Here is a 17,980-nt window from a genome sequence, read left to right as displayed (position 1 = left end):
CCTGACGAACGCCCCCCACGCCGCCGCCCCGAAATACACGGTCCCGCGAGCCGGATCCTTGCTGTCCCGGACCGCCCGCCCGCCGGTGGAGGTGTGGGCGACCTCGACACATTCGTGGTTCGGATCGGAACCTGAGTAGCTCGACTTGTAGAACGGGGTGGTGATCAGCTCGCCACTCACTCGGTCTCCTCGGTAATGGCGTTCAGCGCGTTCGCGATGAATCTCCGGCTGTCGGCCGGAGTCAGCGCCACCGAGCGTAGCTGGTCGAACGAATGTGCGTAGGCGGCGATTTCGGTCTCGTCTTCTGTGATGGCCACGTTGTGATGCGTCTCTTGCCCTACAGCAGAGGGCGACCACTCACCGTCGAAGGAGAGCATGACGAAGGTGGGTGCAGAGCGCGCAGCGGCCCATTCCCTGGTCGGCAACACTTGGAAGGTGACGTTCGGGCGAGTAATGGCTTCGAGCAGGTCCGAGAGCTGGTTCTTGTGGACTTCGCGCGAGGGCATGGGATCGGTCAGGGCGGGCGCCCAGATGACTGCGCTATAGCGTGCCCCGGACTCTTCAAACTTGCGGCGGCGCTGCTGCCGCATTTTGACGACTTGCTCGACAACGTCGGGGTCCGTCACGGATGGATTGCCCTCGACCAACGTCCGTGTGTACTCGGCCGTTTGCAGCAGCCCGGGGATCAGGACGGTCTGCCACGTGCGAATGAACGTCGCGTCTTGCTCCAGCGCGATGTAGTCGCTCAGCTCTGGCGAGACCCGGTAGTCGAGCCACCAACCTCGTTTGTTGGCGTTTCGCGCCAACTGCTCAAGGTGCCGGAAGATTTCCGGGTCCTCGACCCCGTACAGCTCCAGTAACAGACGTACGTCCCCCGGGCGCGCGGCTACCTGGCCGGACTCCACGCGGCTGATCTTCGCTGTCGACCCCGCGATGTAGTCGGCTGCCTGCTGTTGATCCAGTCTTGCTGCCTCGCGGAGGCGGCGGAGTGTTGCCCCGAGGCGTCGGCTGCGCATCGTGGGGCGCCCACCTGCGGGCATGGCCATTCCCTTCCCTGCATGTGCAGTTGTGCCGAACGCACCGTACACGTCCGGGAGTTCGGTCGCAGCTGAATGCAAGTTACTCATATGCAAGCTTGCACAACCCGAGATGCGGGCATAGCGTGAGTCACCTCACTCCTCGCGCCAGAACGGGTACGGAGAGTGAGACCCACTCTGCTCATCCGCCCACCGGGGAGGCCCCATGCCCGGGCGTACGAACACCGCAAGGTTCCGCATCAGCAGAGCCTCCGTCCCCAAAGCACGGGATCACGTGCGGCTGGTGCTCATAGGGTGGAAGCTCGGACACCTCGGCGAGGACGCGGCGCTCATCACAAGCGAGTTGGCGACCAACGCGGTCACCCACACGGCACGGGGAATCGGCGACTACTTCGAACTCGTCCTCCGCAGCCGGGACGGCATCCTCGTACTGGAGATCTCCGACTCGTACCAGTGGGAGATGCCGGAACTCCGCAAGCCGGACCCGGAAGAGACATCGGGCCGCGGATTACTCCTGGTGGACGCCCTCTCCCAAGCATGGGGCGTACGCCCCCGCACGGGGGCGGGTAAAACAGTGTGGGTGCACCTTGCCGCGCACCGCGGCTAGCGCAGCCGCCGAGTACGTTGGGCGCCATGCGGATCACGAAGTACACCCACGCGTGTGTGCGGCTGGAGCACGAGGGCCGCGTGCTGGTCATCGACCCCGGGATCTGGAGCGAGCCCTCCGCACTGACCGGCGCGGACGCGGTGCTGGTGACTCATGAGCACGCCGATCACGCCGATGCCCTCCGGCTGGCCGGGCTCGGCGGCGTACAGGTCCACGCGCCGGCTGCGGCAGACCTCCCAGGGGTGAGGACGACCGCGGTGGCGCCCGGCGTGGAGTTCACCGCGGCGGGCTTCCGCGTACGGCCGGTCGGCGGCCGGCACGCGATGGTCCACGACGGGCGGCCGGACTGCGCGAATCTCGGCTATCTCGTCGACGAGACGGTCTACCACCCCGGCGACTCACTCCATGTGCCCGAGCAGCCGGTGGAGACGCTGCTGGTTCCGGTGCACGGTTCGTGGGTGAAGACGACGGAGGTCATCGACTTCGTCAGGGCGGTGCGGCCCCAGCGGTCCTTCGCGATCCATGAAGCGCAGCTCAACGAGCGCGGTCTGAGCAGTGTCAACGGCTGGCTGACGCGGGAGACGGACAGCGGTTACCGCTACCTGCGCCCCGGGGAATCGGCCTGAGGGAAGGCCCTCAACGGGCGAGTCCGGCGCCTGCGAGGACGTCCGGGTACTCGGGCACGCTCTAGCGGAGGCGGGCCAGCAAGTGGGCGTCGAGGAAGCCCCGTTCGGAGGCCGGGTCGTGGAGCAGCCGGGCGAACGGGACGAGCCCGGCGCCGGTCAGCAACTCGGCGAACTGCTCCGCCGGCCAGCTGTAGGCAGGAGCCACCTTGTGGTCGAAGCGGACCGGCTCCGGACCGTCGGTCGCGAAGAACGAGACCAGGAGCAGACCCCCTGGTGCCAGGACCCGCACCTGCTCGGCGAGCAGCGCGGGCAACTCCGCAGGCGGGGTGTGGATCATCGAGTAGTGGGCCAGTACGCCGCCGAGCGTGCCGTCCTCGACCGGCAGGGCCTCCATCCGCGCCTCGTCGAACCGCAGCGCCGGATGGGCCCGCCGGGCGTGGTCGACCATGGCCGGGGAGAGGTCGAGCCCGAAGGCGTCCAGCCCCAGGCCGTGCAGCATGGCCGTCAGATGTCCGGGCCCGCACCCGACGTCGGCCGCCCGCAGGTTCCCTGTTCCGCGCACCAGTTCGGCGAAGGTGCCGATCATGTTCCGCGAGAACGGCTGCGTCTCCAGCTTGCCCGCGAACATCGACGCATACAGCTCGACGACCCCGTCATAGGCCGCCCTGGTCTCGTCCTGGTGCCCCATCACGGAGAAGGAAGCTAACAGCAGCGCATGTTCGCGGCTTCTCCGACCCCGCCCGCGCCACAAACAGCGCCGCCGGCAATCAGCGCCGTCAGCTGTCCGCCCGCGCCGTACGGACCGTCTCCACCGCCTCGCGGACATCCTGGTCCGGGTCGCCGGTGAGCCCGTCCAGCAGTTCGGCCACTCCCGGGGTGGACCAGCGGCAGACGGCCCACACGAAGTCCTCGCGTACCCCTGGGTCGGGGTGCGCGGCGAGCGGGGCCAGTTGGGCGAGGGGGCCGCGGCGGCGCTTGCCGAACCAGTGCAGGATCTCCCGGAGTTCGGCCGGGTCTCCGGGCGTACCGGCTGCGGCGACCCGCGCGAGCAGCACCCTGGCGGGCGGCGGTGGACCGTCCAGCGGATGCGGCAACCGCTCGCGCAGCCGCCGCGATCCGTACTCGCCGCGTACCCGGCAACCGTCGCAGGTGCAGGGCCGTACGCCGTGCGCGTCCGGCCAGTAGCGCCAGCCCGCCACCTGCGGAGCGGTGCGGATCCGGTGCACCTCGCGCGGCCGGACGGCGCGAGGGACGAACACCTCCCAGCCGCGCGGGTCCTCCAGCGCGGCGATGCGCCGTACCGCCTCGGCCGCGGGGACGGTGGCGTGTTCGCGCGCGTACCGCCCCACGTGCACCTGCTGGTCGTCGGGCAGCCGCACATGGACGGCCACCAGCCCGCCCCTGTTGCCGAACCGGGCCAGTTCGCGCAGCCATTGGTGGGTGAGGGTGTAGGAGGGAAGTACCGGAAAGCAGTACACCCCGCGTGCACCGTCGTGGCCGCGACCGGCCGCGCGGATTCCGGACCGCCGGATACGCGGCGCGTTCGCCGCCGACGTCAAGTGCACGAACATGGCCATGGCAGGAATGCTAGGCGGCCGGTTCCCAGCCCCTGCCAGGCGGCCGGTTCCCAAGCCCCCTCTCACCCCACCGATCACCCCACCGAGCGAGGCATCCGCAGCCCGACCGCCACCAGACCCAGCAGCCCGCAACCCTGTACCGCCAGCACCGCACCCAGCGCTTCCCGCATGCCGAAGTGCGGGATCAGGGCGAGGAAGAGGGAGCCCAGCGTGGCGACGCCCAGTGCGAGCCCTGACTGCTGGGCCGTGGCGGCGAGGCCGCTGCCCGCACCGGCGCGGGCGGCGGGGACGCCCGACAGCAGGACGCGGAAATACGTGGGCAGTTGCAGCCCCTGCCCTGCGCCGCACAGCGCCAGCCCCGGCGCCAGTGCGACCGGCGGCAGACCGGGCCACCCGGCGAAGACGGCCACCAGCAGCGCCCCCAGCCCCGCGCCCTGCGCCACAGCGCTGAGCGCCAGCACGCGCCCCGCGCCGAGCCGTTCGGTCAGCCAGGGTGCCATTACGGAAGCGCTGAACTGCGCGAGCCCCATCGGCACCAGGGTGAGGCCCGCTTTGAGAGCCCCATAGTGCAGCCCCTGCTGCAACAGCAGCGCACTCTCGAACATGAAGCTGCTGAAGCCCAGAAAGATCGGCGCACCAGCGAGCAGTCCGCGTCGTACGCCGGACTCGCGTAGCAGCGAGGGCGGCAGCAGTGGACTGCGGCCCTCCCGCTCCTCCCTGCGTTCGACGGCGAAGAAGCAGGACGCCAGCACCACCGCGACGCCCAGCAGCGCCACCGACCACCACGGCCACCCCGCCGCGCGCCCCTCCGTCAGCGGGAGCAGCAGTGCGACAAGTCCGCACGCCAGCAGTACGGTTCCGGCGATGTCGCCCCGCGCGGGCGCTTCCGAGCGGCTGTCCGGCACCGTACGGGCGCCCAGCGCCAGCGCGAGCAGCACCACGGGAACGTTGATCAGGAAGATCGCCCGCCAGCCGGTGCCCGCCAGATCGGCGGCGACCAGTACGCCGCCCAGCACCTGGCCGGTGACGATGGATATCCCGCCGACCGAGCCGAACAGGCTGATGGCGCGGGCCCGCACCCGGCCCTCGCTGGTGGCGTGGATGGTGGCGAGCACTTGCGGGAACATCATCGCGGAGGCCGCCCCCTGCGCCAGCCGCGCGGAGATCAGCCACCACACGCCGGGCGCGAAACCGCAGGCGAGGGAGGTGACACCGAAGGCGAGGACGCCCCAGAGGAAGAGCCGCCGCCGTCCGAAGGTATCGCCCAGGCGTCCGCCGAGGACGAGCAGCGACGCGTAGGCGACGGCGTAACTGGCGACGACCATCTCCAGCGCTGCCGGAGAGGCGTCCAGGTCGGCCTCGATGCTCGGGAACGCGACGTTGACGACAAAGAAATCGATCATGGGCAGCGCCGCGCCCAGCAGCAGTGTGAACAGGCCGAGGGGGCGGAGTACGGCAGGGAGCCGGGGCGCGCTCGCCCCGCCTGCCGGAGGTGCAGCCCGCCGGTCGCCGGGCCCGGGCCGCGCGGTCGTGGTGGTGGCGTCGTGACTCATGGCAACGAGCCTCTGCCACTCGCCAGCCAGGTACCAGACGGTCCTCATCCTGGTACAAGGACTACCTGGCAACAGGATGCGGCGTGCCGCATCCTGGTTCCATGAGCGTCAGCACCGACCCTCTCGCCTCGGAGGCCCCCGCGCCCGCCCCCGCCGACAGCGTGCGCCGCGAAGAGCTCGCGGCCTTCCTGCGCAGCAGGCGGGAGCGGATCACCCCGGAACAGGTGGGGCTGCCCAGAGGCCCGCGCCGCCGTACTCCGGGGCTGCGCCGCGAGGAGGTGGCGCATCTCTCGACGGTCGGCGTGACCTGGTACACATGGCTGGAGCAGGCCCGGGACATCCAGGTCTCGGCGCAGGTGCTGGACTCCCTCTCCCGGGCGCTGATGCTCGACTCCAGCGAGCGCGCTCATCTGTTCGCGCTCGCCGGCACCGCCGATCCGACGCCCGCGAACGAGACGACGGTGCTGCCGCCCGGCATCCGGCAACTGCTCACCCAGCTCGAACCGTTCCCGGCCTGTGTGCAGAACGCGCGCTACGACATCGTGGCCTACAACCGCACCTACGGCCGGCTGCTCGGCGATCTGGACGCGCATCCGCCCGAGGACCGCAACTGCATGTGGCTCGCCTTCACCGATCCCGACTGGGCCGCGGCCATGCCGGACCGGCAGGAGACGATCCGGCTGATGGCGGCCCGCTTCCGCTCCCGGATGGCCGAGCATCTGGCCGAGCCCGCGTGGAAGGCCCTGCTGAAGCGGATGGAGCGGTCCTCGCCTGAGTTCCGCGAGCTGTGGGAGCGGCACGAGGTGGCCCGCGCGGTCGACCAGACCAAGCGCTTCCGCAACCGGCACGTGGGAATGGTGTCCTTCAACTACCACGGCCTGTGGCTCGGCCCGGCCGAGGGCGCGCGCCTGGGCACGTACGTACCGCAGGACGAGCAGACCCATGCGCGGGTGGAGCGTCTGCTCCGGATCATCGAAGACCCTGCTTCAGATCAACGGAGGCGGTGAGCAGACCGGGCGCTGAGCCGCGGCGGCGGGCCCGGATCCGAATGGGGGACAATGGGGAGCTGCCCCCGTACACCGAACGACCCGGAGGAACGCCTGCTCATGGCCCAGCCGCTGCACATCGGAGAGCACACCGTCCAGCCGCCCGTCGTGCTGGCGCCGATGGCTGGGATCACCAACGCCCCGTTCCGGACGCTGTGCCGGGAGTTCTCCGGCGGGCGCGGGCTGTTCGTCAGCGAGATGATCACCACCCGGGCGCTGGTGGAGCGGAACGAGAAGACGATGCAGCTCGTCCACTTCGACGCGAGCGAGAAGCCGCGCTCCATCCAGCTGTACGGGGTCGATCCGGTGACCGTCGGCAAGGCGGTGCGGATGATCGCCGACGAGGATCTGGCCGACCACATCGACCTCAACTTCGGCTGCCCCGTCCCCAAGGTCACCCGCAAGGGCGGCGGCTCGGCGCTGCCGTACAAGCGGCCGCTGCTGCGGGCCATCCTGCACGAGGCGGTGACCAATGCGGGCGGACTGCCGGTGACGATGAAGATGCGCAAGGGCATCGACGACGGCCACCTGACCTATCTGGACGCCGGGCGCATCGCCGTCGGGGAGGGCATCACCGCCATCGCCCTGCACGGCCGCACGGCAGCGCAGCACTACGGCGGAACCGCTGACTGGGACGCCATCGCGCGGCTGAAGGAGGCCGTCCCGGAGATCCCGGTGCTGGGCAACGGCGACATCTGGTCGGCCGACGACGCGGTGCGCATGATGCGGGAGACCGGCTGCGACGGCGTCGTGGTGGGCCGGGGCTGCCTGGGCCGGCCCTGGCTGTTCGCCGATCTGGTGGCCGCGCTGGCCGGGGACGGAGACGGCACGCGCGCTTACGCCCGGCCCACGCTGGCCGAGGTCGCCGAGGTGATGGTGCGGCACGCGCGGCTGCTGGGGGAGTGGCTGGGGGACGAGGCGCGCGGTGTCATCGACTTCCGCAAGCACGTCGCCTGGTACACCAAGGGCTTCTCGGTCGGCTCCGAGATGCGCAAGCGGCTCGCCGTCGCGGGCTCGCTGGAGGAGCTGCGGGCGCTGCTGGACGAGCTGGACCTCACCCAGGAGTGGCCGGAAGGCGCCGACGGACCGCGCGGCCGTACCCACTCGCGCAACAAGGTCGTGCTGCCCGACGGCTGGCTGGACGACCCGTACGAGTGCGCCGCCGGCATCGGCGCCGACGCCGAACTGGACACCTCCGGCGGTTAGTCCGCCCCTTCCGGGGAGGAGCTGCCCCTTTCTGCCTCCTCCAGCCGTGCGGCGTAGCGGTCCAACTGCCGCTCGGCGAAGGTGTCCGCTTCCCAGTTCCCCGTACGGACATCGCCCGGGGCTGCCCACGTGTACGACCAGACCGTGCCGGGCCCCGGGTATCCCCTGGTCCCGCTCTCCACAGCGAGCGGGACCAGCTCGTATTCGTCGTCCTCGAAGTCGTCCAGAATGCGCCACTCGCGGGGGCTCAGTCCGCTCAGCAGCAGCCCGGAGGCGGTCTGTCCGGGGGCCGGAACCAGCCCGGGGTAGGGGCGGCCGGCGAGTGCGGCGGTGCGCCAGCCGGAGGCGGTGGCGGGGGTGCCGGACGGTACGCGGCCGAGCAGGGCGGCAAGTATGCGGCGGAAGCGGAGGGTGCCGTAGACGAAGAGCGCGTCCGCCGCGCTGTCGACGGGGGAGAGGCGGGAGAAGCGGGAGGTCATTTCGGCAATCTACTGCCGAGGGGATGGCGGTCCGCATGGTGAGACGTTCACCCGTTCAGCCGAGTGATTCCCGCCACCTTGATCGGTGCCCCGCTCAAATGAGCGCTCAAATGTGAGCTGCAGACCTCCAAGGAGCGGCCCACGGTTTTACCGACCCTTGGTTCCTTGGTTGTAGATGGTGACTACCCACCGTGCCGAATTTCGTGATCCGTTCAGCTCACCGTAGCCATCAATTCGAGTCTTGAATGGCACACCCAATCAGCCTGAAGGGCCGGGCACTTTCGATCTCTCGGCACACGGGTGGTTACGGCCGTGTGACATGCTGCTGGACGTACTCGTAAGCCTTTGATCTGGGTACGCTCCCCGCCGTCAGGGCAACCGACCACGAGGAGCCGAGTCCGGTGCCGGTTCACGCGAAGAACACAGAGTCCGCGAACGCAGAGTCCGCAGTAGGCGCGTCGCAGCAGCAGTCCCAGCAGCAGTCGCAGCAGCGGAAGTTCGTCTATGACTTCAGTGAGGGCAACAAGGACCTCAAGGATCTCCTCGGCGGGAAGGGAGCCAACCTCGCCGAGATGACCAACCTCGGTCTGCCCGTCCCTCCCGGCTTCACCATCACCACCGAAGCCTGCAAGGCATACCTGGAGTCCGGCGAAGCCCCCGCGGCGCTCCGTGACCAGGTGAGCGAGCACCTGGCCGCGCTGGAGGCGCGGATGGGCAAGAAGCTCGGCCAGGCGGACGACCCGCTGCTGGTCTCCGTGCGCTCCGGCGCCAAGTTCTCCATGCCCGGAATGATGGACACCGTCCTCAACATCGGGCTCTCCGACGAGTCCGTGCACGGGCTGGCGGCCCAGTCCGGCGACGAGCGCTTCGCGTGGGACTCCTACCGCCGTCTCATCCAGATGTTCGGTGACACCGTGCTCGGTATCGACGGCGAGCGGTTCTCCGAGACCCTGGACGAGGCCAAGAGCGCGCGCGGCGCCAAGACCGACGTGGACCTGAAGGCCGACGATCTCAAGGAGCTGGTCGGCAAGTTCAAGTCGATCGTCTCCGAGGAGACCGGCCGCGAGTTCCCGCAGGACCCGCGCGAGCAGATGGACCTGGCCGTGCGCGCGGTCTTCGACTCGTGGAACGGCAGCCGCGCCCGACTCTACCGCCGCCAGGAGCGCATCCCGCACGACCTGGGCACCGCCGTCAACATCTGCTCGATGGTCTTCGGCAACCTCGGCCCCGACTCCGGCACCGGCGTCGCCTTCACCCGCGACCCGGCCAGCGGCCAGCAGGGCGTCTACGGCGACTACTTGCAGAACGCGCAGGGCGAGGACGTCGTCGCCGGCATCCGCAACACCGTGCCGCTGGCCGATCTTGAGCAGCTGGACAAGGCGTCGTACGACCAGCTGATGCAGATCATGGAGACCCTGGAGAACCACTACCGGGATCTGTGCGACATCGAGTTCACCATCGAGCGCGGCAAGCTGTGGATGCTCCAGACGCGGGTCGGCAAGCGCACCGCTGCCGCCGCCTTCCGGATCGCCACCCAGCTCGTCGACCAGGGGCTGATCGACGAGGCCGAGGCGCTGCAGCGGGTCAACGGCACCCAGCTCGCGCAGCTGATGTTCCCGCGGTTCGACAGCAACGGCGGGGTCAAGGACGCCGACCAGATCGGCTGGGGCATCGCCGCCTCGCCGGGCGCCGCCGTCGGCAAGGCCGTGTTCGACTCCTACACCGCGATCAAGTGGTCCCGCTCCGGCGAGAAGGTCATCCTCATCCGCCGCGAGACCAACCCTGACGACCTGGACGGCATGCTCGCGGCCGAGGGCATCCTCACCTCGCGCGGCGGCAAGACCTCGCACGCCGCCGTCGTCGCCCGCGGCATGGGCAAGACCTGTGTGTGCGGCGCCGAGGAGCTGGAGGTCGACACCAAACGGCGCTGCCTGAAGACCCAGGACGGACGGGTCATCGAGGAGGGCGACGTCGTCTCCATCGACGGCTCCAGCGGCAAGGTGTACGCCGGTGAGGTGCCGGTCGTGCCGTCCCCGGTCGTGGAGTACTTCGAGGGCCGGATGCACGCCGGTGCCGACGACGCGGACGAGCTGGTCAAGGCCGTCCACCGGATCATGGCGTACGCGGACCGGGTACGCCGGCTGCGGGTGCGGGCCAACGCCGACAACGCCGAGGACGCAGCGCGGGCGCGCCGGTTCGGCGCCCAGGGCATCGGCCTGTGCCGTACCGAGCACATGTTCCTCGGGGAGCGGCGGGAGCTGGTCGAGCGGCTGATTCTCGCCGACACCGAGAACGAGCGCGAGCAGGCGCTGGGCGCGCTGCTGCCGCTGCAGAAGGGCGACTTCGTCGAGCTGTTCGAGTCGATGGACGGCCTGCCGGTGACGGTGCGGCTGCTGGACCCGCCGCTGCACGAGTTCCTGCCGGACATCACCGAGCTGTCGGTACGCGTCGCGCTGGCGGAGTCCCGCAAGGACGCCAACGAGAACGACCTGCGGCTCCTCCAGGCCGTCCACCGGCTGCACGAGCAGAACCCCATGCTGGGCCTGCGCGGCGTCCGGCTCGGCCTGGTCATCCCCGGCCTGTTCACCATGCAGATCCGCGCCATCGCCGAGGCGTCGGCCGAGCGCAAGGCCGCCGGCGGCGACCCGCGGGCCGAGATCATGATTCCGCTGGTCGGCACCGTGCAGGAGCTGGAGCTCGTCCGCGAGGAGGCCGAGCAGGTCATCGCGGAGATCGAGCGCGAGCACAACGTGGACCTCGGGCTCACCCTCGGCACGATGATCGAGCTGCCCCGCGCGGCCCTCACCGCCGGCCAGATCGCCGAGTGCGCGGACTTCTTCTCCTTCGGCACCAACGACCTCACCCAGACCGTGTGGGCGTTCAGCCGCGACGACGTGGAGGCCAGCTTCTTCACGGCGTACCTGGAGAAGGGCATCTTCGGGGTCTCACCGTTCGAGACCATCGACAAGGACGGCGTCGGCTCGCTGGTCCGCAGCGCGGCGGAGGCCGGCCGGGCCACCCGGCCGGACCTCAAGCTCGGCGTCTGCGGTGAGCACGGCGGTGACCCGGAGTCGGTGCACTTCTTCCACGACGTGGGTCTCGACTACGTCTCCTGCTCGCCCTTCCGGATCCCGGTGGCCCGCCTGGAGGCAGGCCGCGCGGCGGCGCAGCAGCGCGTTTCCGAGTAAGCCATTCAACCGCCGGGCTCCCGTTCCGCACCACCCTCACCGCGGACCGGCCCCGGACCAGGAGGCGGCACCCGTGCGGGGGTGCCGCCTCCATTTCTGCTGCGGCGTCGCTTCGGCTGCTGCGCTGATTGCCGTCTCAGCGCGCCTCGTCCAGGCCCAGTTGTTCGACCAGGCGGCGCTTGGGCTGGGCGCCGACCACCGAGCGGGCGGGCTCGCCGTTACGGAAGAGAATCAGCGTCGGCATCGACAGAACGCCGTAGGCCGCCTGCGTCTCGGGGTTGCGGTCCACATCGAGGGAGACGACCTTCAGGGTGTCCGCGCGCTCCTCGGCGATCTGGGCCAGTACGGGGGCGACCATACGGCAGGGCGGGCACCAGTCGGCGGTGAAGTCGACCAGTACGGGGATGTCGGAGCGCAGCACCTCCTCGGCGAACGTCGCGTCCGTGACTTCCCGCAGGTGTGCGGTTGTTGCGCTCATGGTCCTTCGGCTCCCTGTCTTCCCTGTGGCGTGTCCGGCGACGGGCCGGGCGGGCTCAGCTCGCACCGCGGTTCGGGGCCGTGCGGGGAGCCCGCTGCGGCCTCGACCTCGGCGCGGGCCAGCCGGCCTGCGACCTCGTCCCGTACGGAGCGCAGTTCGGCCATGCACGCGTCCAGTTCGGCGAGCTTGCGGCGGTAGACCTCCAGCGAGTCGGGGCAGGAGTCGCCCGCCGGGTGACCGGCGCGCAGACATTCCACGAACGGGCGGGTCTCCTCCAGCTCGAAGCCGTTCTCCCGCAGCGTCCTGATCTGCCGCAGCACCCGCAGGTCGTCCTCGCCGAACGTACGGTGGCCGTGCGCGTCCCGTGCCACGGTCAGCAGTCCCCGCGACTCGTAGTACCGCAGGGTCCGTGTGGTCGTACCGGCGCGCTTCGCCAGCTCTCCGATGCGCATACGGCACTCCTTTCCGCCGCTCGCATGCCGTGTTCTTCAGCGCTCTGCCGTGCTCTCGTACGGTGCTCGGCACGCTATGGGTTGACGCTGACGTCAACGCAACAGTCGCCGAGTTCATTGCCAGGGGGGCGATCGGGGACGCCGGGGCTGCTGGCGCCCCGCGCCCTCTCACACCCGGTGATAGCGGCGTTCGGGGCGGCCTGTGGTGCCGTAGCGCAGGGTGACCCGTGCCGTGCCGGTCGCGACGAAGTGCTCCAGGTAACGGCGGGCGCTGACCCGCGACAGGCCGCTGTGTTCGGCGCACTCGGAGGCGGAGAGGCCGGTCTCCCGGGGGCTGGCGTCGAGCGCGGTGCGCACCAGGGCAGCGGTCTGCTCGGTCAGCCCTTTGGGGAGGGTGCGGGCGGGGGTCGTACGGGTGGCCACGGCGGCGCCCTCGGGGGCCCCGGCCGGTGCGCCCGGTGTGCCGGGGGCGCCGGCGAAGACCCGGTCCAGCTCCTCCTGGCCGGGTGCGGTCAGCGACTCGAACTCCCGCCGCTCCTGCGCGTACCGCTCCAGCCGCTCGCTCAGCAGCCGCCCCTCGAACGGTTTGACGACGTACTGCACAGCGCCGCCGTGCCGTGCGGCCCGTACGCTCGCGGCGTCCCGTGCCGCTGTGATCACCAGTACGTCGGGACCTCCGCCGGGCACACCGGCACCGCGCAGCTGCCGCAGCACCTCCAGGCCGCTCACATCGGGCAGATACAGATCGAGCAGCACCAGATCGGGTGACGTCTCCCGCACGAGCTGCAGCGCCTCCGCACCGGAGTGCGCCACTGCCGCGACCTCGAACCCCGGCACCCGTGAGACCAGCGTGCTGTGCAGCCTGGCCACCATGAAGTCGTCGTCGACGACCAGTACGCGGATCACGAAGGCACCCCGTAGGTGACCCCCGTCAGCTGCTCGGAGGCCGCCCACAGCCGCTCGGCCGCCACATCGCTGAGCGTCCACGGAGCCCGCCAGGACGGTGCGGGGGCACCGCGCCAGCCCAGCAGCCGTGGCCCCGTGAAGGAGTCCGGGGCCACACCGTCGGCCGTCGCCGCGTACAGCGTCGGCAGCGCGCCTGCGTCGGCCGACTGCGCGACGAGCCTGTTGCCCAGCTCCATCACCCGCTCGACGGCCTTCCTGCCCTCCAGGCGCGCACCGGCGGTCTGGAGGTTGGTGGCCGCGTAGCCGGGGTGCGCGGCCGCGGCGATCAGCGGGGTGTCGGCGAGGCGGCGGGCCAGCTCGTGGGTGAAGAGCAGATTGGCGGTCTTGGAGCGGCCGTAGGCGATCCAGCGGCGATAGGAGTGCTCGCTGTTGAGGTCCGCGATGTCGATGTTGGCCAGCGCGTGGGCGCCGCTGGAGACGGTGACCACGCGGGGCGTGGGTGCGGCCAGCAGCCGGTCCAGCAGCAGCCCGGTGAGGGCGAAGTGCCCCAGGTGGTTGACGCCGAACTGCCGCTCGAAGCCGTCCGCCGTCCTGCCGTACGGCAGCGCCATCACACCCGCGTTGTTGATGAGCATGTCCACCCGGTCGTCCGGCAGCTCCTTGGCGAACGCCCGCACCGACGCGAGGTCGCCCAGGTCCAGCTTGCGCAGCTCGGTGCGCGGGCCCGCCTCGGGGAGCTCCTGGACGATCTCGTCCCGTGCCCGGGCGCCGCGCTCCTCGTCCCGGCAGGCCAGCACCACCCGGGCGCCGCGGCGGGCCAGCTCCCGGGCGGTCACGAGGCCGAGCCCGCTGTTGGCGCCGGTCACGACGGCCGTACGGCCGCTCTGGTCAGGGATGTTCCGCGCTGTCCAGCCCATCGCTCGCCCTGCTCCTCGCCTTCGGTGAGCCCCCCTCACTTGTGGAGGCTAGCGGCAGGCCACCCGGCGGTCGAGGTCAGCAGCGCCGCGACCCGGACCGGGCGGCCCGGCGGGCTCTAGGCTGCACTCATGAACGCGAAATCTGCCTCTGCTGCGCCCTCCGCCGTCCCCTCGGCGGCGCCGCGCGTGCTGCTGCTGCACGGTCCCAACCTCAACCTGCTCGGCGAACGCGACCAGGCCACCTACGGAAGCACCACCCTCAGGGACGTCGAAGAGCGCACCACAGCGCTCGGCAAGGAGCTGGGCGCCGAGGTGCGCTGCGCGCAGAGCAACAGCGAGGGAGCGCTCATCGACTTCGTCCACGGCACCCGCAGCGGCGACGACGGCATCGTCATCAACCCCGGCGCCTACGCGCACTACAGCTACGCGCTGCGGGACGCCATCGAGGCCGTCGCCGGGCTCGGCATCCCGTGTGTGGAGGTGCACATCTCCAACGTGCACGCCCGCGAGCCCTTCCGGCACACCTCGGTGACCGCGCCGGTGTGCCAGGGCATGGTCTCAGGACACGGCATCTTCGGCTACGAGCTGGCGCTGCGCTCGGTACTGCACCGCATCGAGGAGTGGCGCGCCCGCGAAGGGGCCTGACCGGGGCACCGCCGGCCCCACCGGCCGGCCTGCCGGCGCGCTGTCAGTCGGTGCCCGTTACCGCCGTCAGGATGAACACCGTGTCCTCCAGCGCGAGCACCCCGTGCCGCAGGTGCGGCACGCGCTGGATCTGCCCGGCGCCGACATCCTGGTCGGCGGTGCCCTCGGTGAGCCGGATGCTGCCCTGGAGGACGTGGACGCTCGATGCGGGAGGCGTGTTGTGCTCCTCCAGCGACGATCCCTCCGTCAGCGCGATGACGGACTGCCGCAGCGGTCCGTCGTGCAGGAAGAGGTACGCGCTGCGGCCGTGCGGGTCTTTCCTCGCCAGCGCCAGATGCTCGGCTGCCAGTGCGGTCACATCATCCATGCGTCCATCGTGCCTCGCACGGCACACGATGCAACCGGTCGACCCGCGGTGGCGCCGCGGATTCCCCCCCGGGCTTTGCCCCGCCGGTTCCCTCCGGGGCTTTGCCCCGCCGGGGCCCCCTGGGCTGTGCGCCGCCGGACGGTCAGCCCCGCCACGCGCCCTCGGCCGCCGCCGCACGCGCGAAGTCGGCGAAGTCCCGGGCCGGCCGGCCCAGCACCTCCCGCACACCGTCGGAGACCACCGCGTTGCGGCCGTCCATCAGCTGGGCGAACAGCTCGCTCAGGAACGTCACCAGTTCCGGCTCCAGGCCCTGTCCGGCCAGCCATTCGGCGTACTTCTCAGGCGGAAGCGGCACGTAACGCACCGTCGGTCCGCCGGCCGCCGCCAGCTCGGCGACCGCCTCGCCGAAGGTGAGCAGCCGCGGTCCCGTCAGATCGAGGATCCGGCCGTGCAGGCCCTCTCCGGTCAGCGCGGCCACCGCCACCTCCGCGATGTCGTCCGCGTCGATGAACGGCTCGCGCACCTCACCCGCGGGGAAGGGCAGTTCGCCCGCCATGACGTACGGCAGGAAGACGCCCTCGCTGAAGTTCTGGAAGAACCAGCTGGTGCGCAGGATCGTCCACTCCGTGCCCGCTTCCCGTACCGCGTGCTCCGTCGGGAGCGCCAGGTCCTCGCCGCGCGCCGAGAGCAGCACCAGCCGCCGCACCCCGGCCCGTGCGGCGCGCTCTCCGAAGGCGCGCACCGCCTCCGCGGTACCGGGGGCGCCCACGTCCGGCTGGCAGACCAGGAAGACGGCGCCGGCTCCCTCCAGCGCGCCGTCCCAGGTGGCGGGCGCCTCCCAGTCGAACGGCGGCCGGCCGGAGCGGGAGCCCACGCGCACCGGGTGGCCGCGCTCGCGCAGCCGCTCGGCGACCCTGCTGCCGTTCTTTCCGGTGCCGCACAGGACGAGCACCGGGGCCGGTGTTTCGTGCTGCTGCGCCGCGTTGGTCGTTGTTGCTGTGTTCGTCGGCGTGTTCTGTGTCATGGCTCCAGCCAACGCCTTACCGGCGGCCAGGAACATCGCTCAGCGGCTCAGCTCCATGTCCGCGCGTCTAAGCTGCTGTTGTGACGGTGACAGCAGTCGTTCCGCAGGACACGGACAATGCGCGGCAGACGGAGCACAACGACGGGCTCACCGAGGCGCTGACCGATGTGCTCAGCGGTGCGCGGGCGCGCGGCGGGCTCTTCCACCGGGCGGTGCTCGCGCCACCGTGGGCCGTGCGGGTGCAGGACGGCACCCCGCTGTCCGTGGCGTCGATGCTGCGCGGCGAGGGCTGGGCGTGGCACTCCGAGGACCCGCAGCCGGTGCGGATGGCGCCGGGCGATGTGGTGGTGCTGCGCGGCCCTGCCCCGTACGTGCTCGCCGACGACCCGGCCACCGAGCCGGGACTGCTGATCCAGCCGGGCGACTGCTGCACCACCCCGGACGGGGTGGACATGTGCGAGGAGCTAGCGCTCGGCGTGCGCACCTGGGGCCGCAGCATGGACGACCCCGTCGCGCTGCTGAGCGGCAACTACCAGCTGCACGGCGACCTCAGCGCACGGCTGCTGGACGCGCTGCCGCCCGTACTGGTGCTGCGGAAGCGGGAGTGGGACTCGGAGCTGATGGCGCTGGTCGCCGCCGAGGTCGTCAAGGACGCGCCGGGCCAGCAGATGGTCCTCGACCGGCTGCTGGACCTGCTGCTGGTCTCGGTGCTGCGCGCCTGGTTCGCGCGCCCGGAGGCGCACGCCCCGGCCTGGTACCGCGCACAGAGCGACCCCGTGGTCGGGGTGGCGCTGCGGCTGCTGCACGAACAGCCAGGACACGCCTGGACGGTGGCGACGCTCGCGGCCAAGGCCGGGGTGTCCCGCGCGAACCTCGCCCGGCGCTTCACCGAACTGGTCGGCGAACCGCCCATGACCTACCTCGCCCACTGGCGCATCGACCTGGCGGCCCGGCTGCTGCGCGAGCAGGGGGCGACCCTGGGCGCGGTCGCCCGCCGGGTGGGGTACGCGGACGGCTTCGCCCTGAGCGCCGCCTTCAAACGGCTGCGCGGGGTCAGCCCCCGGGCGTATCTGGCGGGGCACACGGAGGGGTGAGCCGGGAGGCCGAGCGCTCTCGGCCGCGTTGTCGGTGGGCGGGTGCATCCTGGGGGCATGTACGAGGAACGGGCATCGCGGCTGCCCGGCGCCGTGGCCTGGACGCGCGGCCCTGTGCCCGCGGGGACGACCGGCCGGGTGCTGCCCGACGGCTGTATGGATCTGCTGCTGTGGAACGGCGAACTCGTCGTGGCCGGCCCCGACACCCGCGCCTATCTGGCCACCGAACGGCTGGGCGGCCGGGTGTACGGGCTGCGGCTGCCGCCGGGCACGGGGCCGCGGGTCTTCGGCGCACCCGCCTGGGAACTGCGCGACCAGCGAGTGCCGCTCGCCGAGCTGTGGCCGGGCCGGCAGGTGCGCGAGCTGCACGAGCGGGTGGTTCAGGCCCGTGATCCGCTCGCCGCGCTGGAGAGCGTCGCGGCGGGGCGGCTGACCGCCGTGCGGTCAGCCGCGTTGCCGGAGGACGCCGTCGCGGCACTGGTCGTCGCGGAGTTGCGGGACGGTGCCAGGGTTGCCGAGGTCGCCGGCCGGGTCGGGCTGAGCGAGCGGCAGCTGCATCGCCGCTGCCGGGATGCGTTCGGGTACGGGGCCAAGACGCTGGGCCGGGTGCTGCGGATGCAGCGGGCGCTCCGCCTGGCGGCGGGCGGCACGCCGTTTGCCGAGACGGCGCTGCGGGCGGGGTATGCGGACCAGGCGCATCTGGCCCGGGAGGACCGTGCGCTTGCGGGGGTGCCGATGACGGAGCTGGTGCGTGGTGGGGGTTGGGGCGGTTAGGGGG

Annotated in this window: 20 protein-coding genes; 8 read left to right on the top strand and 12 right to left on the bottom strand. The window is 71.2% G+C overall.

The window, feature by feature from the left end:
• Together ITI46_RS25855 and ITI46_RS25850 are read right to left on the bottom strand one after the other, a co-directional pair.
• Positions 1-180 (bottom strand): DUF397 domain-containing protein (locus tag ITI46_RS25855; RefSeq protein WP_209242304.1); only part of this gene is annotated, 180 nt, incomplete at its 3' end.
• Entirely contained in the window at positions 177-1,016 is an 840-nt protein-coding gene (locus ITI46_RS25850; protein ID WP_209242303.1) for a helix-turn-helix domain-containing protein, read from the bottom strand. The genes ITI46_RS25850 and ITI46_RS25855, both read right to left, overlap by 4 nt.
• A 226-nt stretch (positions 1,017-1,242) precedes the next feature.
• Here ITI46_RS25850 and ITI46_RS25845 point away from each other — a divergent pair, with 226 nt between their 5' ends.
• Both ITI46_RS25845 and ITI46_RS25840 read left to right on the top strand, forming a co-directional pair.
• Complete coding sequence (locus ITI46_RS25845) at positions 1,243-1,644, top strand: ATP-binding protein (RefSeq protein ID WP_209242302.1); 402 nt, start codon at positions 1,243-1,245, stop codon at positions 1,642-1,644.
• 26 nt (positions 1,645-1,670) lie between these two features.
• On the top strand, positions 1,671-2,270 hold the full coding sequence (locus tag ITI46_RS25840; protein ID WP_209242301.1) for an MBL fold metallo-hydrolase: 600 nt from the start codon (positions 1,671-1,673) through the stop codon (positions 2,268-2,270).
• A 61-nt stretch (positions 2,271-2,331) separates the two neighbouring features.
• On the opposite strand, the gene ITI46_RS25835 is transcribed toward ITI46_RS25840, so the two are convergent.
• The 3 genes from ITI46_RS25835 to ITI46_RS25825 form a co-directional block, all read right to left on the bottom strand.
• A complete protein-coding gene (locus ITI46_RS25835) occupies positions 2,332-2,961 on the bottom strand; it encodes a class I SAM-dependent methyltransferase (RefSeq protein ID WP_209242300.1) in 630 nt (209 codons plus the stop codon).
• A gap of 85 nt (positions 2,962-3,046) precedes the next feature.
• Positions 3,047-3,847 carry a HEAT repeat domain-containing protein gene (locus tag ITI46_RS25830; RefSeq protein ID WP_209242299.1) on the bottom strand — a complete coding sequence of 267 codons (801 nt, stop codon included), beginning with the start codon at positions 3,845-3,847 and terminating at the stop codon, positions 3,047-3,049.
• A 74-nt stretch (positions 3,848-3,921) separates the two neighbouring features.
• On the bottom strand, positions 3,922-5,400 hold the full coding sequence (locus ITI46_RS25825) for an MFS transporter (protein ID WP_209242298.1): 1,479 nt from the start codon (positions 5,398-5,400) through the stop codon (positions 3,922-3,924).
• A 101-nt stretch (positions 5,401-5,501) separates the two neighbouring features.
• Here ITI46_RS25825 and ITI46_RS25820 point away from each other — a divergent pair, with 101 nt between their 5' ends.
• Positions 5,502-6,407 (top strand): helix-turn-helix transcriptional regulator, encoded by a 906-nt coding sequence (locus ITI46_RS25820; protein WP_209242297.1) that lies wholly within the window; start codon positions 5,502-5,504, stop codon positions 6,405-6,407.
• A 99-nt stretch (positions 6,408-6,506) separates the two neighbouring features.
• Positions 6,507-7,652: a tRNA dihydrouridine synthase DusB gene (gene dusB, locus ITI46_RS25815; protein ID WP_209242296.1), complete on the top strand. Its 1,146-nt coding sequence runs from the start codon at positions 6,507-6,509 to the stop codon at positions 7,650-7,652.
• Here the strand turns inward: dusB and ITI46_RS25810 are convergent.
• Positions 7,649-8,131 carry a gamma-glutamylcyclotransferase family protein gene (locus ITI46_RS25810; RefSeq protein ID WP_209242295.1) on the bottom strand — a complete coding sequence of 161 codons (483 nt, stop codon included), beginning with the start codon at positions 8,129-8,131 and terminating at the stop codon, positions 7,649-7,651. The genes dusB and ITI46_RS25810 overlap by 4 nt on opposite strands.
• Positions 8,132-8,532: 401 nt before the next feature.
• Here ITI46_RS25810 and ppdK point away from each other — a divergent pair, with 401 nt between their 5' ends.
• Positions 8,533-11,319, top strand: coding sequence for a pyruvate, phosphate dikinase (ppdK, locus tag ITI46_RS25805; protein ID WP_209242294.1), 2,787 nt, complete (start codon positions 8,533-8,535; stop codon positions 11,317-11,319).
• 136 nt (positions 11,320-11,455) lie between these two features.
• Here ppdK and trxA read toward each other — a convergent pair whose 3' ends face one another.
• From trxA to ITI46_RS25785, 4 genes are all read right to left on the bottom strand, one after another.
• On the bottom strand, positions 11,456-11,797 hold the full coding sequence (trxA, locus tag ITI46_RS25800) for a thioredoxin (RefSeq protein WP_280634830.1): 342 nt from the start codon (positions 11,795-11,797) through the stop codon (positions 11,456-11,458).
• Positions 11,794-12,249: a MerR family transcriptional regulator gene (locus tag ITI46_RS25795; protein WP_209242293.1), complete on the bottom strand. Its 456-nt coding sequence runs from the start codon at positions 12,247-12,249 to the stop codon at positions 11,794-11,796. Before ITI46_RS25795 ends, trxA begins: the two co-directional genes overlap by 4 nt.
• Before the next feature lie 168 nt (positions 12,250-12,417).
• Positions 12,418-13,155, bottom strand: coding sequence for a response regulator (locus ITI46_RS25790; protein WP_209242292.1), 738 nt, complete (start codon positions 13,153-13,155; stop codon positions 12,418-12,420).
• Entirely contained in the window at positions 13,152-14,072 is a 921-nt protein-coding gene (locus ITI46_RS25785; RefSeq protein WP_209242291.1) for an oxidoreductase, read from the bottom strand. Before ITI46_RS25785 ends, ITI46_RS25790 begins: the two co-directional genes overlap by 4 nt.
• Before the next feature lie 129 nt (positions 14,073-14,201).
• Between ITI46_RS25785 and aroQ the strand changes: the two genes are divergently transcribed.
• Entirely contained in the window at positions 14,202-14,717 is a 516-nt protein-coding gene (aroQ, locus tag ITI46_RS25780) for a type II 3-dehydroquinate dehydratase (RefSeq protein ID WP_209242290.1), read from the top strand.
• 43 nt (positions 14,718-14,760) lie between these two features.
• Here aroQ and ITI46_RS25775 read toward each other — a convergent pair whose 3' ends face one another.
• Together ITI46_RS25775 and ITI46_RS25770 are read right to left on the bottom strand one after the other, a co-directional pair.
• On the bottom strand, positions 14,761-15,084 hold the full coding sequence (locus ITI46_RS25775) for a cupin domain-containing protein (RefSeq protein ID WP_209242289.1): 324 nt from the start codon (positions 15,082-15,084) through the stop codon (positions 14,761-14,763).
• 142 nt (positions 15,085-15,226) lie between these two features.
• On the bottom strand, positions 15,227-16,108 hold the full coding sequence (locus tag ITI46_RS25770; RefSeq protein ID WP_209242288.1) for a Rossmann-fold NAD(P)-binding domain-containing protein: 882 nt from the start codon (positions 16,106-16,108) through the stop codon (positions 15,227-15,229).
• A 158-nt stretch (positions 16,109-16,266) separates the two neighbouring features.
• Here ITI46_RS25770 and ITI46_RS25765 point away from each other — a divergent pair, with 158 nt between their 5' ends.
• A complete protein-coding gene (locus ITI46_RS25765) occupies positions 16,267-17,202 on the top strand; it encodes an AraC family transcriptional regulator (RefSeq protein ID WP_247746597.1) in 936 nt (311 codons plus the stop codon).
• A gap of 57 nt (positions 17,203-17,259) precedes the next feature.
• Positions 17,260-17,976 (top strand): helix-turn-helix transcriptional regulator, encoded by a 717-nt coding sequence (locus tag ITI46_RS25760; RefSeq protein ID WP_209242287.1) that lies wholly within the window; start codon positions 17,260-17,262, stop codon positions 17,974-17,976.
• Positions 17,977-17,980: the final 4 nt, after the last annotated feature.

The sequence above is a fragment of the Streptomyces oryzae genome (assembly GCF_017676365.1).
Classification (GTDB): Bacteria; Actinomycetota; Actinomycetes; order Streptomycetales; family Streptomycetaceae; genus Streptomyces; species Streptomyces oryzae.
Note: the sequence above shows the minus strand (reverse complement) of the source record. Positions and strands in the feature narration are given on the sequence as shown.

What these genes read in the sequence shown, in the direction of transcription:
- ITI46_RS25795 (WP_209242293.1), bottom strand. Translation starts at nt 12,249, where the DNA reads ATGCGCATCGGAGAGCTGGCGAAGCGCGCCGGTACGACCACACGGACC.
- ITI46_RS25830 (WP_209242299.1), bottom strand. Translation starts at nt 3,847, where the DNA reads ATGGCCATGTTCGTGCACTTGACGTCGGCGGCGAACGCGCCGCGTATC.
- trxA (WP_280634830.1), bottom strand. Translation starts at nt 11,797, where the DNA reads ATGAGCGCAACAACCGCACACCTGCGGGAAGTCACGGACGCGACGTTC.
- ITI46_RS25770 (WP_209242288.1), bottom strand. Translation starts at nt 16,108, where the DNA reads ATGACACAGAACACGCCGACGAACACAGCAACAACGACCAACGCGGCG.
- ITI46_RS25850 (WP_209242303.1), bottom strand. Translation starts at nt 1,016, where the DNA reads ATGCGCAGCCGACGCCTCGGGGCAACACTCCGCCGCCTCCGCGAGGCA.
- ITI46_RS25775 (WP_209242289.1), bottom strand. Translation starts at nt 15,084, where the DNA reads ATGGATGATGTGACCGCACTGGCAGCCGAGCATCTGGCGCTGGCGAGG.
- dusB (WP_209242296.1), top strand. Translation starts at nt 6,507, where the DNA reads ATGGCCCAGCCGCTGCACATCGGAGAGCACACCGTCCAGCCGCCCGTC.
- aroQ (WP_209242290.1), top strand. Translation starts at nt 14,202, where the DNA reads ATGAACGCGAAATCTGCCTCTGCTGCGCCCTCCGCCGTCCCCTCGGCG.
- ITI46_RS25760 (WP_209242287.1), top strand. Translation starts at nt 17,260, where the DNA reads ATGTACGAGGAACGGGCATCGCGGCTGCCCGGCGCCGTGGCCTGGACG.
- ITI46_RS25825 (WP_209242298.1), bottom strand. Translation starts at nt 5,400, where the DNA reads ATGAGTCACGACGCCACCACCACGACCGCGCGGCCCGGGCCCGGCGAC.
- ITI46_RS25845 (WP_209242302.1), top strand. Translation starts at nt 1,243, where the DNA reads ATGCCCGGGCGTACGAACACCGCAAGGTTCCGCATCAGCAGAGCCTCC.
- ITI46_RS25810 (WP_209242295.1), bottom strand. Translation starts at nt 8,131, where the DNA reads ATGACCTCCCGCTTCTCCCGCCTCTCCCCCGTCGACAGCGCGGCGGAC.
- ITI46_RS25840 (WP_209242301.1), top strand. Translation starts at nt 1,671, where the DNA reads ATGCGGATCACGAAGTACACCCACGCGTGTGTGCGGCTGGAGCACGAG.
- ITI46_RS25785 (WP_209242291.1), bottom strand. Translation starts at nt 14,072, where the DNA reads ATGGGCTGGACAGCGCGGAACATCCCTGACCAGAGCGGCCGTACGGCC.
- ITI46_RS25820 (WP_209242297.1), top strand. Translation starts at nt 5,502, where the DNA reads ATGAGCGTCAGCACCGACCCTCTCGCCTCGGAGGCCCCCGCGCCCGCC.